The 13,755-nt window shown below is 41.5% G+C and carries 22 protein-coding genes; 1 reads left to right on the top strand and 21 read right to left on the bottom strand.

Annotated elements, in window-relative coordinates; translation table 11 throughout:
• Positions 1–53: 53 nt before the first annotated feature.
• Together MED222_RS12195 and MED222_RS12190 are read right to left on the bottom strand one after the other, a co-directional pair.
• On the bottom strand, positions 54–437 hold the full coding sequence (locus MED222_RS12195; RefSeq protein ID WP_009846814.1) for a nuclear transport factor 2 family protein: 384 nt from the start codon (positions 435–437) through the stop codon (positions 54–56).
• 42 nt (positions 438–479) lie between these two features.
• A complete protein-coding gene (locus MED222_RS12190) occupies positions 480–1,196 on the bottom strand; it encodes an HAD family hydrolase (protein WP_009846815.1) in 717 nt (238 codons plus the stop codon).
• Positions 1,197–1,449: 253 nt separating this feature from the next.
• Here MED222_RS12190 and MED222_RS12185 point away from each other — a divergent pair, with 253 nt between their 5' ends.
• On the top strand, positions 1,450–1,782 hold the full coding sequence (locus MED222_RS12185) for a PBPRA1643 family SWIM/SEC-C metal-binding motif protein (RefSeq protein WP_009846816.1): 333 nt from the start codon (positions 1,450–1,452) through the stop codon (positions 1,780–1,782).
• A gap of 199 nt (positions 1,783–1,981) precedes the next feature.
• On the opposite strand, the gene MED222_RS12180 is transcribed toward MED222_RS12185, so the two are convergent.
• The 19 genes from MED222_RS12180 to MED222_RS12090 all read right to left on the bottom strand — a co-directional run bounded on the left by MED222_RS12180 (position 1,982) and on the right by MED222_RS12090 (position 13,557).
• The gene (locus MED222_RS12180; protein WP_009846817.1) at positions 1,982–2,440 is read right to left on the bottom strand and encodes a DUF302 domain-containing protein; all 459 of its coding nucleotides are present in this window, start codon (positions 2,438–2,440) and stop codon (positions 1,982–1,984) included.
• 181 nt (positions 2,441–2,621) lie between these two features.
• The gene (locus MED222_RS12175) at positions 2,622–2,879 is read right to left on the bottom strand and encodes a hypothetical protein (protein WP_009846818.1); all 258 of its coding nucleotides are present in this window, start codon (positions 2,877–2,879) and stop codon (positions 2,622–2,624) included.
• Between the two features lie 188 nt (positions 2,880–3,067).
• A complete protein-coding gene (locus MED222_RS12170; RefSeq protein WP_009846819.1) occupies positions 3,068–3,460 on the bottom strand; it encodes a hypothetical protein in 393 nt (130 codons plus the stop codon).
• Positions 3,461–3,581: 121 nt separating this feature from the next.
• Positions 3,582–4,163: an HD domain-containing protein gene (locus MED222_RS12165; RefSeq protein WP_009846820.1), complete on the bottom strand. Its 582-nt coding sequence runs from the start codon at positions 4,161–4,163 to the stop codon at positions 3,582–3,584.
• A gap of 53 nt (positions 4,164–4,216) precedes the next feature.
• Positions 4,217–4,633 carry a VOC family protein gene (locus tag MED222_RS12160; RefSeq protein ID WP_009846821.1) on the bottom strand — a complete coding sequence of 139 codons (417 nt, stop codon included), beginning with the start codon at positions 4,631–4,633 and terminating at the stop codon, positions 4,217–4,219.
• Between the two features lie 110 nt (positions 4,634–4,743).
• On the bottom strand, positions 4,744–5,358 hold the full coding sequence (locus MED222_RS12155) for a LysE family translocator (protein WP_009846822.1): 615 nt from the start codon (positions 5,356–5,358) through the stop codon (positions 4,744–4,746).
• A gap of 50 nt (positions 5,359–5,408) precedes the next feature.
• Positions 5,409–5,879 (bottom strand): GNAT family N-acetyltransferase, encoded by a 471-nt coding sequence (locus tag MED222_RS12150; RefSeq protein ID WP_009846823.1) that lies wholly within the window; start codon positions 5,877–5,879, stop codon positions 5,409–5,411.
• 36 nt (positions 5,880–5,915) lie between these two features.
• Positions 5,916–6,272, bottom strand: a complete 357-nt coding sequence (locus MED222_RS12145; RefSeq protein ID WP_009846824.1) for a hypothetical protein — start codon at positions 6,270–6,272, stop codon at positions 5,916–5,918.
• 89 nt (positions 6,273–6,361) lie between these two features.
• Positions 6,362–6,796 (bottom strand): GNAT family N-acetyltransferase, encoded by a 435-nt coding sequence (locus tag MED222_RS12140; protein ID WP_017078753.1) that lies wholly within the window; start codon positions 6,794–6,796, stop codon positions 6,362–6,364.
• A 77-nt stretch (positions 6,797–6,873) separates the two neighbouring features.
• Entirely contained in the window at positions 6,874–7,281 is a 408-nt protein-coding gene (locus MED222_RS12135) for a bleomycin resistance protein (RefSeq protein ID WP_009846826.1), read from the bottom strand.
• Positions 7,282–7,368: 87 nt separating this feature from the next.
• The gene (locus MED222_RS12130; protein WP_009846827.1) at positions 7,369–7,806 is read right to left on the bottom strand and encodes an NUDIX hydrolase; all 438 of its coding nucleotides are present in this window, start codon (positions 7,804–7,806) and stop codon (positions 7,369–7,371) included.
• 25 nt (positions 7,807–7,831) lie between these two features.
• The gene (locus tag MED222_RS12125; protein WP_009846828.1) at positions 7,832–8,248 is read right to left on the bottom strand and encodes a nucleotide triphosphate diphosphatase NUDT15; all 417 of its coding nucleotides are present in this window, start codon (positions 8,246–8,248) and stop codon (positions 7,832–7,834) included.
• Positions 8,249–8,304: 56 nt separating this feature from the next.
• The gene (locus MED222_RS12120; protein ID WP_009846829.1) at positions 8,305–9,150 is read right to left on the bottom strand and encodes an MBL fold metallo-hydrolase; all 846 of its coding nucleotides are present in this window, start codon (positions 9,148–9,150) and stop codon (positions 8,305–8,307) included.
• 18 nt (positions 9,151–9,168) lie between these two features.
• Positions 9,169–9,657 (bottom strand): GNAT family N-acetyltransferase, encoded by a 489-nt coding sequence (locus tag MED222_RS12115; protein WP_009846830.1) that lies wholly within the window; start codon positions 9,655–9,657, stop codon positions 9,169–9,171.
• A gap of 62 nt (positions 9,658–9,719) precedes the next feature.
• Positions 9,720–10,352 (bottom strand): RraA family protein, encoded by a 633-nt coding sequence (locus MED222_RS12110; protein WP_009846831.1) that lies wholly within the window; start codon positions 10,350–10,352, stop codon positions 9,720–9,722.
• 263 nt (positions 10,353–10,615) lie between these two features.
• On the bottom strand, positions 10,616–11,476 hold the full coding sequence (locus tag MED222_RS12105; protein WP_009846832.1) for an NAD-dependent epimerase/dehydratase family protein: 861 nt from the start codon (positions 11,474–11,476) through the stop codon (positions 10,616–10,618).
• 118 nt (positions 11,477–11,594) lie between these two features.
• Positions 11,595–12,341 (bottom strand): hypothetical protein, encoded by a 747-nt coding sequence (locus MED222_RS12100; protein ID WP_050395126.1) that lies wholly within the window; start codon positions 12,339–12,341, stop codon positions 11,595–11,597.
• A 322-nt stretch (positions 12,342–12,663) separates the two neighbouring features.
• The gene (locus MED222_RS12095; RefSeq protein WP_009846834.1) at positions 12,664–12,915 is read right to left on the bottom strand and encodes a hypothetical protein; all 252 of its coding nucleotides are present in this window, start codon (positions 12,913–12,915) and stop codon (positions 12,664–12,666) included.
• Positions 12,916–13,143: 228 nt separating this feature from the next.
• Positions 13,144–13,557 (bottom strand): GFA family protein, encoded by a 414-nt coding sequence (locus MED222_RS12090; protein WP_009846835.1) that lies wholly within the window; start codon positions 13,555–13,557, stop codon positions 13,144–13,146.
• Between the last annotated feature and the right edge of the window lie 198 nt (positions 13,558–13,755).

The following is a 13,755-nucleotide window of genomic DNA, read 5'->3' on the forward strand; positions in this document are numbered from 1 at the left end:
GATTATTCGATACGACCTGGTTTTTCGTTACAAACTGATCGTATCGACACAAACTAATTGTTCGATACAACCTGAACCCACTGCGATCGCCAAGCCGGCGCTTCGAATGGGTCTGGCCAAAACTCAGTTTGCTTTTGAATTAGACCATCAACGACCGTGTGAAAGGTGATCACCCGGTCTTTCAATACACTGTCTGTAACCGAAACGTCCGTTACTACCGTATCACCTTCACAGACAATTGAATTGAGCGTGAACTCCCAAACACCATTGGCGGGGTATTCAACATTGATTGCCGTGAAGTTGTCGCGCCCTACCGTCAATTCAGACGACTGAGGCCAATAACCTTCAAAATCTGTGGCTAGCCATTCACTTGCCTTTGCAAAATCGTTGGTGCGCATTGCATCCCAAAAACCTAATACCACGTCTTTCGGTTTCATTATTATTCCTTAAATTAGCTACTTGCGACTAAGCGTTACTGATTAAACGTATTTGCCAATGATCATTGAAAGATCATCGACACTGTTAGCAATGTAGTCCGGCTTGGTTTGCCAATTTTCAGGCTCCGATCGGCTATAACCTGCGGCTACGGCAATCACTTTTGCATTGTTACCCAGCGCGGCTTCAATATTGCGAGCAAACTGTGTGTCCGCTTCATGGTCACCGATGTACATCAAACAAAGCTCATTAGTCGGATCGGCGCCAAATATGTTCTCGACACATTTCACACCACCAAATGGATGGGGTTTTTGGTTGCCGTTCGAGACATCGTCATAACCCACGACCGATTTAAACAAATCGCCGATGCCATAACTGTCGAGTACACCACGAATATTCAATTGAGAGTTTTGAGAGCAGATCCCATGTGGAAGATGCGCAAACTGATTAACCACGATTTCCATTCCTTCAAACAAGGCAACGGCTGTTTGGTTTTTCTCTTGATGCTCTGCCCACATTCCACCAGCGATCAACATTTCATCGTGTGATAAACCGTAATAGTCGACATATAAGGCTTGCCAGTTTTTAGCACCGTGGTTAGCTTCACGATAAAGCGCTTCGCTCAGCAGATATTTAGGTAAGTTGTCGCCTGACAAGTGTGGCGCAACTAAAGAGATAATGTCTTTGGTGATTGCGATATTCTTTGGAACGGAGTTGACTAAGGTTCCATCGTAATCCCACAGGATGGCATCTAACTTCATGGGGTATCTCGTTGTTTAAATTGACGATTTCAATTTATCACTTGAGGCCCTGTTAAGGGAAATCTTATTGTCTTGAGTTTCAAAATTAGTCTAATTAGAACAAAGCAATAAAACAAATAATTGCTAGCAAACAAAAACCAACAATCTTTACTCACATCACTGCTTTATCAATTGGAATATATGCGTATAATCCCCCGCTCTATAACGCTACCTAGCATAGGAATAGCGTCATCCCAAATTTTGTGAGTACCCAATGTCGAAACTATTTTTCAAAGGCCGTATCGAAACAAGACAGAACCACGTTCTTGCTGGCTACAATGTAAACCGCGATGTTAAAGTGGGTACTGAAGAGTCACCAGTCAATGTAACAGTTCAAACTGACGCTCGCAAAACTGAAGTTGAAGCAATCGCTGCTGAACATTCAATCTTCGTGACTGTATCTGTGGATGCAGAGAAAGAAGAAAACACACTTGAGTTCGACACGTTGCTAAACAAGCCAAAAACAATGACGTTCGAAAAAACACCTAACCGTAACGATCCATGTTCTTGCGGTAGCGGTAAGAAATACAAGAAATGTTGTGCATAAGCACTTCTGATTCATGCTACTCATAGTGTGATTGAGATGATTGATTAAAACGGGCAGATCACTACGATCTGCCCGTTTTTTTTATGTCCAGAGTTGCGCATTTGGAAATATATTAGCTTTTAGAGAACATTAGCTTTTAGAGAAAAATAGCTTTTGCTCAACCATGATAAATCAACCAACATGCTGGTGAACTATTGGGTTATTTCGCTTTAGCCACTGTCGCTTCTGACAACTTACTTAGTACACCCGATATTTTTTGAATCACTTTGTCACAGCCATTGATCGCGTGACGCTCTACCAAGTAATTAGGATCGTTGTAAGACAACCATACTTTCTTATTGGAATCTTCCGTGACTAACACCTTCTGCGGTAAATCTATCGCGACTTCTTGAGCACATTGCATTAATGGTGTCCCTACTTTCGGGTTACCAAAGATGATGACTTCGGTTGGTCTCAATTCAAGATCGACCTTACTCGCGTTTTTCTGATGGTCGATTCTCGCAAACAAGGTCAATCCTTTGCTTTTGGCGATTTCTTCAAAGCGGTCAGCGGTCTCTTTCACTGAGTAATTACTTTGATATTTAATCAAACCATCAGAAGCCGTAGCTGAAAATGATGCCGAGAGTAAAATGGCGCATAGTGGTAGTAATTTTTTCATCGTCACCTCTGAGATTTAACCTAATCAAACTTACATTCGTAGCGCCACTTCTAAAATCAGCGACGTAACCCATGTCAGTATAGACACGTTTCCATTCTCAATTTGCAGAGAGGATCACTTTTCTAATGCGTCTTATTATCAGCAGTTGAGATAGGAATTGTTTCAAAAGCTAAACACATGATCAGTGCCACGACTTAGTCCCACACTTTTCACACTGGTATTCGTAATCACTGTCGACATAAAAACCGGGAACATTATGGTCACCTTTAAACAATAACGTCATCAGGTACTCCATCAACACGCCTAGTTTCCATTGTTTCTTTTCAGATTCCGCTTCCGCTTTAGATTGAGCATCGGAAGCGTTAACAGCAAGGTGCGGGGTAAGTGCGTTGCACTGCTCACAGTGATAAGGGTGTTTAATATATTTATTATCAAGCATTTATATAAGCCATCTAGCATTTATAAAGTTGACGAATACTAACAACTTATCACTCGGTTCTCGAACTCATTGTTGTCCTTTAGAGTTTTATTAGAAAGAAATGAGACACGAGATAATACCATGTGCCATGTATCTACTTTTATTGGCATTGCGCAGAACAAAAAGAGTAACCGTGTATCGTTTGAAATTTAGTTAAGCGCTTTAATTAGAACCGTGTATTTCCACAGGTTTGCTTCATCTTCTCCGAGCTCGATACTTGCTTCCCCACCCTCTTTATCAAGAATAAAAACAGGCATCTGTCCGCTAGACTCTCCATTTTCATAATCGCATGACATTTTGGCTTCCAGTAGAATAGCGTTAGCTTCATGCTTAGAAAGAACACCCGAATAAACGCATTCTTCAGTTTGAGATGAGACTTCCTGTCCGAAAGAGTCGAACTTAAAGGTTGGGAAGTTGAGTTTTGATTCAGAATCCTCGACAGTGATCGACACTTGGTAATCGATAGCTTCAATATTGTTATCGGTTGCAAATACACAACCGGAAACGCCAAGTAACAATACAGCTAAAGCAGTGGTTTTCATGTGGTTCTTATTCCTTCAACAATGGGCTTGCTACTCTGAAGTAACACTATGAATTCCCGGGTTTAATTTAAACTTTGTTAGGTAAAACTTGTTTGCCATTACTTGGCAAGATAGCTAACTTTTACTTTAATAGCCCTTTGTCCGCAGCACCTTCAAGCTGCACTTCTAGTTCTTTCCATAGAGCACGACTGCCTTTAGAAATACGCTCGCCATTAAAGGTCAGTACTTTGTCTTTGGATATGTTGTGCTTCTTCCAGCTGTGACCATCACCATGGATGTTATGAAGCAAAGGTGGCACTCTATCGATCGCCTTACCAAATCTGGCTTCCGGTGACTCACCCGCTTCGAACTCAAGCCATAAATCCAAATACTCGGTTCTTAAATGGCTTGGCAATGATTTCAGCAAGCGCTCAACACAGTTTCTCTCTTTGAGTTTGTTTTCTTCGGTTTCACTGGCATAAATGATGGTGTCTCCTGCATCGATTTCCCCAAGGTCATGTATCAGTAACATCTTCATCACTCGCGTAATATCGATTTGTTCATTGGCATAGTCTTTCAACATAAGAGCGCTCAAACAGACCTGCCAACTGTGCTCAGCGGAGTTTTCATATCGATCCAATCCAACCGGTTTTGTCTGTCGATGAACATCCTTTAATTGTTCAATCTCGACCATGAATTGCAGAATGCCTTTGATTTCTTCCACGATGAGCTTCCTTTAATTGAGCTTGAGCAACACACGAATGAGCCTTAGCTTATTTACCTGTTAGCCATAGGGTGTTCAGGGTTTAACTGAAGCAGATCCCACAAGTTACCGTAAAGATCTTCAAACACAGCAACGGTACCGTAACCTTGCTCTTTAGGCTCTCGGACAAAGTTAATGCCCAAAGACGTCATGCGTTCGTAATCACGCCAGAAGTCATCGGTGTTTAAGAATAGGAATACGCGTCCACCAGCTTGGTTACCGATGAAATCGTGTTGCTCTGGCTTGGAAGCTCTAGCAAGTAACAGGCTCACACCGGTTGAATTTGGTGGAGCAACAACAACCCAGCGTTTATCTTCTTCTGGTAAATACGTGTCTTCGATGAGATCAAACTTAAGCTTGTTTACATAAAAATCAAGCGCTTCATCGTAGTCTTTTACCACGAGTGCAATGTGGACAATATTCTGTTTCATAACATACCTTGTTGGGGTTTTAGCTGCGTGGAATGATGCCATGAAGCAGGCAAAGACACTAGGTGTTAACACTTAGTTTGGTGTTATGGTTAAAACAGTCCTAAGAGTACTCATGTTTTAGTTGCTAACAAAGCACCGCAAGTCGCCAAAAAGCCACCTGATAACCTGTTCAATAGCATCTTTGCTGAGCGCCCTTGAAATACAAAACGAGCTTTAGAGGCAGTGCAAGCATAGAGACTCAATACTCCACCTACAGCTACAGTTGAAATCACCAAAATCATCATCACATCTGTTGTGGTAAATGTTTTTAGGTCTATGAATGCGGGAAAGAAACCCATGTAAAACAAAATCGCCTTTGGGTTTGAAACTGTCATCAATAACCCGATAATCACGCTTGAAGCTTTCATTCCTTGCTCCGAAGATGTACTCGATGATTCACTAACATCTGACGTCCATGTTGTGTAAGCCAACCAAAACAAATAGGCAACGCCTACATATTTAATTACCGTAGCAAATTCACCCATTGCGCTAGCTAAAGCCGATAAACCAGACAAAGCTAAGAATATAAAAATGTAATCCGCGATTAGTACGCCAAGCACCACTAACAAGCCTTGTTTCCAACCAAAGCTTAGAGACCTCGACAGAACTGCGAGAACGCTGGGGCCCGGTATGGCTGCAGATAGTAACATCGCAACAAATAGAGCTATTCCTGATGTAATTGACATAATCCCTCCCTAGATCGTTTGTCGTTCGACAATTAACCTGTTTCATGTAACTAAGCGATTTGACCGCGCATGATAAATTGCGGGCCTGCTGCGCCACCTAAATACTGTTCATTGGTATCTTCGAAGCCGCCTTTGTTATAACAGTTGAATGCTGCGGGATTTTTGCAATTCACGGTTAAGTAAATCAACTCATACGCTGAGTAATTCGCTTTTAAATATGGAAACAAAGCTTTGACCGTGCCCGTTCCTAAACCTTTACCTTGCTGGTTTTTATCAAGCACAAAAGCTCTTAAGCCAATACTTCCTTCAGGGCAGAATTCGTAGTGCTCTGCGTAAGCGATATCCAGCTTAAAGAAACCAACAACTTCGTTATCAGACTTAATCACGTGCAAGTGCGTCGTTTCACTGCCGTCTAATAAAAACTCTGCAGCTGTACCAGCGAACTTAACCTGTTCATCGGCGAGTTGGATGGCCTGAACTAACGCCACATGTGATTCTTGAAGCCTTTCAATAGTTATCATTGTTGTTCCTTCTGTATAACACGCACGAAAAACCGACTAGAGCTCATCGCTAGTGTCTCGAGAACCGTAGTTTGGGAAGTTGATATTAAGAACGTTATCATCCTCAAGTGTGAATAGAACGCTTCCATTCTCGACACCAGTTTCGTTCCTATCTGAACAACCTAGAAACAGCTCCCAATCAAACGAATATTGAAGGCGGTATTGATTCGCATTGATGTGTAGAACGTCTTTGATTTTAATACCGTCCACCACGTGTGCCATATCATCGATGTATGACAGGTCTGGGATTAACTTTTCTTCGAAATCACTCTTATGCTCGGTTAAGAAATTGAGCAGCTCAGAACATAACTCGGAGCCTTGAATCAATGGTTTAGACAGACTAAAAAACAACATTTCTAAATACTCCAAGGATTGTTTTGATATTGGGAAGATGCGCGCGAACCTGTTACAAATTAACGCTCAGCCAACACTAACCTTTAAGGCTAAACGTTACTATTATCCGAGCTATTAAACGAGTACATTCGAACTTCATCTCGAGGAAACCAGCCCAATTTTTCGTAAAACTGTTGAGCGTTGATGTTGTCGTTATAGACAAACAAGTGGGTCTTCGGGATGCCTAACCCTGCAAGTGCGTTGACCGCCTCTGCGACAAGCTTACAACCTAACTTTTGTCCTCTAAAGTTGGCCGAGACAGCTAAATGTTGTAAATACCCACGACGTCCATCCGTTCCTACTAACACAGCGCCAATGATCTCGTTGTTACTTTCAGCCACAAAACTCAGACCAGGGTTACGATCTAAATAGCTCGCAATGCTTTCTTTCGAATCGGCATCGCGAATACTCATGCCTTCTGTCTGGCACCACAACGCGATCACTGAGTCGTAGTCTGAAATTGCCATTTCCCGAATGTTGACCACTCTACTCTCCTTATTTATAAGGGTACTTAGTTAGCCGTGTTTCTCGTAATAAATGAGTAGCTAATAATACTTATGTGTTAACGAATATCTTGGCAGAACCTAAAGAGATAACCGTCAGGAGTTTGAACGATGAACTGCTTCTGAGTCGCGATCGAACCCCCACATTGATAAGACTTCGACTCTAACGCTAAGTAAATAGAATCAGCGGCGCTTTCGTTAACTCTCTGATAAAGTGGTTCGATATCGATAACATCCCATTGAAAGTTAACGCCACGCCCTAAAGGAAATTCCAGGTCACCTGAAAGCCATTTTCGACTTTTGCCCGCAATCCCTTCAAGCATCACATCAACACCATCAAGCGTTAGATAAACAAACTCTTCATCTGGGCGCTCGTATTTCACTTCAAATCCCAACACATCGACAAAGAAGGATTGGCTCACATTAATATCGAAACAATAAAGCTCAGGAACTACTCGTAATGTCATGATTTACCTATTCACTAAATAGCGAGAGATTAGTAAGAATCTAATCAGGATTTCCACTCTAATATAGAGTTAATTAATCTGTGTACTTTAGCTAGCTTTATAAAGCCTTTCGTTAATCTCCCAAAGCGCGTTTCTGTTTGAGTCATATGTTAGAAGTTCAATAGCTTCTTGGTAGTCGCACCAACGGTAATCTGTGTGTTCACTTGATAGTTCAGGATCTTCTGTGACTTTAACTGAGAAGGAATGCTCAGGAATGACGAATGGATGCTCAGTCCAATTGTGATTCCCTGCATAAAAGACTTTTGGAAGCATGCACATTGAATCAAGCTGCTGCCAGTTATCACCGGCTAACTGAGTTTCTTCAGAAAGCTCTCGTTTTGCTGCTTCAAGAATTGATTCATCATTTTCGCCACCACCGGATATTGCCTGCCATACACTATTGTCACTTCTGCGTACGATTAAAAACCGAGGTTTGGTGTCGACTGTTTTGTAGGGAAAGACTAAAACTTGAAAAGGTGCTCTCATTGATTTGCCCTCCAATCATTCGCGTTTACTGCGCCAGCTTCCCAAGGACGACCGGATCGCTCAACAGATTCGTCAGAGGAAGAAACAATGGCTCAGGTAACTCATCTAGCTTAAACCATTTCCATTGCTTACATTTATCAGGTTCTGTTATCTCTGGTTCGCCGCTAGCGTCAGAAGCAACAACAAACAGCGTTATGTAGTGCTTGTTCTCTTTCTCAAAAATATCATTGGTAAAAGTCAGCTTCTCAAATGCACTAACAACTAAGCCAGTCTCTTCGAGTGTTTCGCGTTTGGCACACTCTTCGATACTTTCACCCCACTCAAGGTGTCCGCCAGGCGTTGCCCACGTATGAGCCCCATGAGAACCAATTCGTTCTCCAAGTAGTACTCGTCCTTCACGTAGAATAACCGCAGCGACACCTACTCTTACTTCCTGACTCACTTAAAACTCCTTAATTCTTACCAAAAGACAAACGTACATCTAAGGTTTGACCAACGTTACACATGAATACATCGACCTGTCGGCATTGCCTCAAGACGCTTACCTAATACTTCTTTCAACAGGCCATAAGCTTTCTTGCCTGTGCAGTGCCCTGTATACAGTTTATCAATGGGGTATTGAGACAACGTCAATCCAAGATCTCTAATGTCTTGCTTTGTGCCACCAATACTATTGAACAATGGTAAGCCCACTAAATGGAAGCCCCCGACAACCGCTTTTATTCTCTCTCCTGGGAACAGAGTAACCGCTGTATCAACCATATTAAGAACGCCACTATGCGCACATCCCGTGAATATAACTAAACCATCTGGCTCTTTAACCACTAACAGTAATTCATGATCAAATGAGTCGCGCTCCCGTCGATTCTTAGACTGTGTATAAAGGTATTTATTACCCTTAGGTTGTTCGTGTTTCACGCTAATATCTGTGATAGCAAAGACATTTGGAGCGATCTCAGTCGTACGATTAACGAAGACTAACCGCTCGTTGCTGTTTTCTAGTAAGTCCGGATTGATCCCGACATCACTTTTAAAACCGAAAGCCCGAAAATGGTAGTTTTTCTGTTCACAATTTTTCAGAAACACTTTGCCTTTAGAGTTATGAGCAACAAAATCAGCGGTGCCACTACAATGATCATGATGCCTGTGTGATATGACAGCGAGGTCTACATCTTTGATATCAATACCCAGTAATGGTGCGTTTTGACAAAACGTATCGCCACTTCCCATATCGAACAAGATCTTTAGCGATTCAGTTTCAATATGCAGTGATAGTCCGCGCTCAACGGCTAAATCTTTCCTATTATCCAGTCGAGAGTTATCAACCAGCGTCGTTATTTTCATAGTTCTCTTTTTATGTGATCACGAGTCGGACATTGTCCAACGGAAATAAGGTCTTTGACCATCCATTCGCTCAACCTCTGCACCCAACCTTTTGTAGAAATCATGCGCTTTCTTATTATGTGGACTTGCCGTCCATGAGATGTGAGAGGCATATGATGACTCCGCTTGTGACTTTAAAGCCAACATAAGTTCACGGCCATACCCTTTTGATCTTTGATTTCCTGTAACCAATAGGTCGTCAAGCCAGATTGATGACTCTCCACTGAAGGATGAATATCGATAGTGATACAGTGCGAAGCCAAAATGCTCACAATTCCGTTCCAATATTAATGAATGGGCAAATGCGTAATCACCAAATAATGTGCGTTCGATTTTCTCTATAGTTGTCGAGATTTCGCCACTAAACCCTTTCATACTCCGGTCAAAGTCAGCTTTTTGTTCAATAAACTCTAACAAGACACTTGAGTCTTCTTTCGTCGCAGTCCGTACGATCACTCTCTTCTCCATGGATGAATTTATTCGTTGTCGCCTAACGCCTGTTAATTGATGAAAATGCCACGCGTTACAAATCAACTTGTAGCACTACTTAAGTTTTGTTTCGCAGACGTTATTGCTTGCGCTATTTTAGCCCTATGACTCGTTTCCCACTCAGCGAGTGTTAATGAAGCTTCGTCACTTGCTTTCTTTGAAGCCATTAAAAACACTTCGTCTTTCTTTGATTTAGGAATAACGACAATACCCTCTGCATCAGCAACAATGATATCTCCCGTAGAGACCTTTGCTCCCCCGCAAGTGATCGGAGCGCCCAATTCAGAATAGATCTCTTTCTTTCCCGGTACTGGATGAACACCTTTCGCAAAAACTGGAAACTTCATATCTGAAATTTCAGTCAAATCTCGAATGACACCATCAATAATAAAGCCTTTGATACCTCGACTCTTCGCGACTGCGCATACATTACCACCAGCTACTGCATATTCGCTATCAACTCCATCCACTACAATGATGGAACCTTCAGGTGCTTCGTATATGGCTGAATGAAGCATTAAATTATCACCAGACGTTAACTGGACAGTAAACGCTTCTCCACAAATTCGTGGCATTCCCTGCCAAAGAGGACCAATACTAAAATTAATAAAGTGGTCGTTACTCAGTATGTTTCCGTAATCGGTTGTCGCAAGTTTTGAAAAGTCTGACTTCATATTTTCACTCCATGTTTGAACTAATCCTCACGCCAAACAAAGGTGTGACGCACGCTTGTCATTCAATGATATAGAGCTAACTCAAAGATAACGTTGACCTCGGACTCAGCTCTACAAAAAGATCTATTCCTGCGACTCGGTAGCTTCATATCTGTTACGAAAGGAAATTATTGTGACGCTACCGATTAACTTAAGTACAGACGCCGGAGAGACTAAACTCAACTAAAAGTAACTAGGGTTGGTAATTAGAAATAAGCACTCAACTATATGTAATTTTCAATATATTCACTAATTGACTCAGTAGCCTCAAACGAAGAACTAATTGGTAATTTTAGATTCAGTTGTTCAATACCAACGGCCATAGAGCCATTTTCTGACTCAAACTCTTCCCAACGGATCTTTCTTACTTTTGTTACAGCTTTTGCAGCTAGTAAGAGTCGAGCGAACTCTGCAGGACTATAGCCTTGCGTCTCAGCAATAAAATGCTGCTTTTCTAAGGTTCGGCCTTGCGCCAAAAGTAGATAGAACTTCGCAATGTCGTAGACATGAACATATTGGTTATAGCCTATAGACGGCACACCTACTTGAATCGTTTGGCTAGCGAAAGATTCTACAATTCGTTTTAGCTGACAATCCTCACCGCCATAAACCAAACTAGGACAGTAGACGACGTGCCACCTGTTTCTAATAGCGCTATGTATCGTTTCTACGTCTAATCTAACGGCGTCTAAGGGTTTCAGTCTAAACTGTCTCAAATCAGCGCTAGATGCGTTGCCAAAAAGCCAAACACCTGATGTATGTATCTTTGTTGCGCCTTTAGCGGCAAGTAGGTCTAACTCAGAGAGCAATTTCTGCTCCACATCGGCTATTTCATGTGCGGAGAATTGTGACCAATGTGGACGCGCACAATTCACAACCACGTCAAAGAAGCCTTCAAAGTCAGCTCTATCTTCTATTAACCCAACTATAGGAGGTGTGACGACTTTGTCTCTACCGTATGTAAAAACTTCAAAGCCACTTTTTGTGAATAGCGATGTAACGTGACGACCAATGTATCCACTAGCCCCCGCAATTAATACTTTCGTTATTCCCTTATTCTCTCCATTACACATAACCAATGACATGCATCTCCCTTTGAAGAAACATTCTTCAATATACGATCAGCCAATACACTCTTAGCATTTATGTGTTGATCAAGCTAACAAGCCCCTTTGATTCCGAAAAATATTGTGTGGTGAGTAGTTAGATATCAACCTTTTCTGTGAGCCTTGCTTTCAATTTTATGCCCAACTTAATGTGGGCTTTGGGTTGAACCATTGGCTCTAAGCCAAACTGCTTTCTTGTATTATTCAATAACAAAGGCGGTAACTTTTCTTCACAGTACATGGCGTATTTTTCAAAGTACAGCCTCGAGTATGCACCATCAGCGATATCAAAAGGTTCATCAAGTTGAAGTCGCTTATGTTTAACCCAACCTTCGAGTGAGTACCAACATGATAGATATAAAGGCCCCCAAAGATTCAGAAAATGCTTTTTTGATACCAAATCATGAGTAGCAAAGTACCCCATTCTCTGCAACGCGACACTTACAGCTTGAGCTGCTTGTAATTCTTCTTTGCTCCATGTCGATACATAATCCACACTAACGTCACTAGTTACCTGACTATAAGGCTCTCTTTTGTGAGCGTCTGTCACCAACCTAATCGCAGGTTTTAATGCTGACATCTCTTCCATCGCCCAATTCAACAATTCGGCGTTACGACTTCGGGTCGATTCCTCTATAGATTTCGAACCTTGTTTCAGTCCAACCAGTAAGACGAAAGTTAAAATAACCATGACCATGTCCATTACACCGGAGACACCACTCCAATCAAACTCATGGAGCTTTACTGTCACTTCTTTTGAAATGTCTATTGCTGATGAAATTGTTAGAAATAAAGACGCAACAAACACCGATAGTAAGACAATGTTTAATATCATTTTTCTCATAACCTTCGTCCAAAAATTTTGTATACCAAATCAATACTTTGCTAAATAGTAACCTAAGTAATTACCAACATTAAGTAACTCTTTTTACCAGTCAAAAACCGTACGTAGTTGATGCCAAAAATGGTGAGCTATACTTATAAGAGAACATGGTTCACTCAGATAAGCATAATTGGATAGACGAGTTATCGCCGCTTTAAGTGGCTGACATAGCAACCACCTAACCTCAACCATTGTACCGAAAACACTAAAGTTGATTCGAACTGGAAATGCCAATCGTTTAGCATCATGCTGATATAGATAATAAGCGCTTGTTATGTGCTTTCTATTGAGGGCTATCTCCTGGGTTATCACGATACCAGGCTTCGAGCAGTTCCCGACCATAGATAACTTCTGTTTGCATATGCATATAAAGAAGGAATACAGCCAATAGAAAACTAACGCCGTTCAACCACCTTAATGCTTGTTTACGCTCTGCATCATAGAAAAACATACTGACACCAACAAGGCAGAAAGGATAACAACCTATAAGAAGTAACAACCAGCCAAGGTAGCTTGATATTGCCATATCTGTCATTTCTGCCCCCCTAAGAGCCGTTAGAAAACTCAGTGTACTTTAGAGTAACCATTCAACTATTAGCAGTTCACACAATCGAGTTTCGAGTCACTTCAAATTGGGGGTTGATGCTGGGACGTTAAGCGTGAGCAACACCTAACCGAAACCATTACACTGCAAACACAAAACTCGACGCAACTGAAAATACCGAGTGTTAGGAATTAGTCTTAAGCCAACAAAAACTAAGTGCTACTCTCCACTTTCAAAGTGGGCAAATACTTCTGCACCAGTCATATTTTGTGTTTCATTTTTAAATTCGTAGTATTCGGGCTTTTCATCGATGAATATCTGATGAGTTAACTTGTAGTCATCCCCAGACATCAATAAACCGACAGGAAGGTGATACTGATTATTCGGCACCAAAAAGTAAAACAAGTGAGTACCACATTTACCGCAGAACCCTCTCTCAGCCCACTCGGATGACTTATATCTCACTACATTTGATTCACCTGATATTTTAACTGAGTCAGCGCAATCAATGACTAACATCGGACCGCCAGACCAATTTCTACACATACTACAATGACAAGCCCCCAATTCATTACTGGCGTACTCTACTTCCAACTCAACCGAGCCACATAGGCACTTTCCTTTACCTTTCATGAATCCTCCAATCTTTGCAATGTGTGTAAAATGAATAGCAGATAACGTTTTTTATACCGATGACTTAATAAGAAAAGGCTATTTTTTGTTTCCCTTATCCGACAGATACGCGGCATACTTTTTAGAGATCCATTTATGAATATGAAGCCCTGTTTTACGAACAAGATACAAATCTATAGCAGCTAGAATCACCAAACC

The sequence above is a fragment of the Vibrio sp. MED222 genome, from assembly GCF_000153005.1.
In the GTDB taxonomy this organism is placed as follows: domain Bacteria; phylum Pseudomonadota; class Gammaproteobacteria; order Enterobacterales; family Vibrionaceae; genus Vibrio; species Vibrio tasmaniensis_A.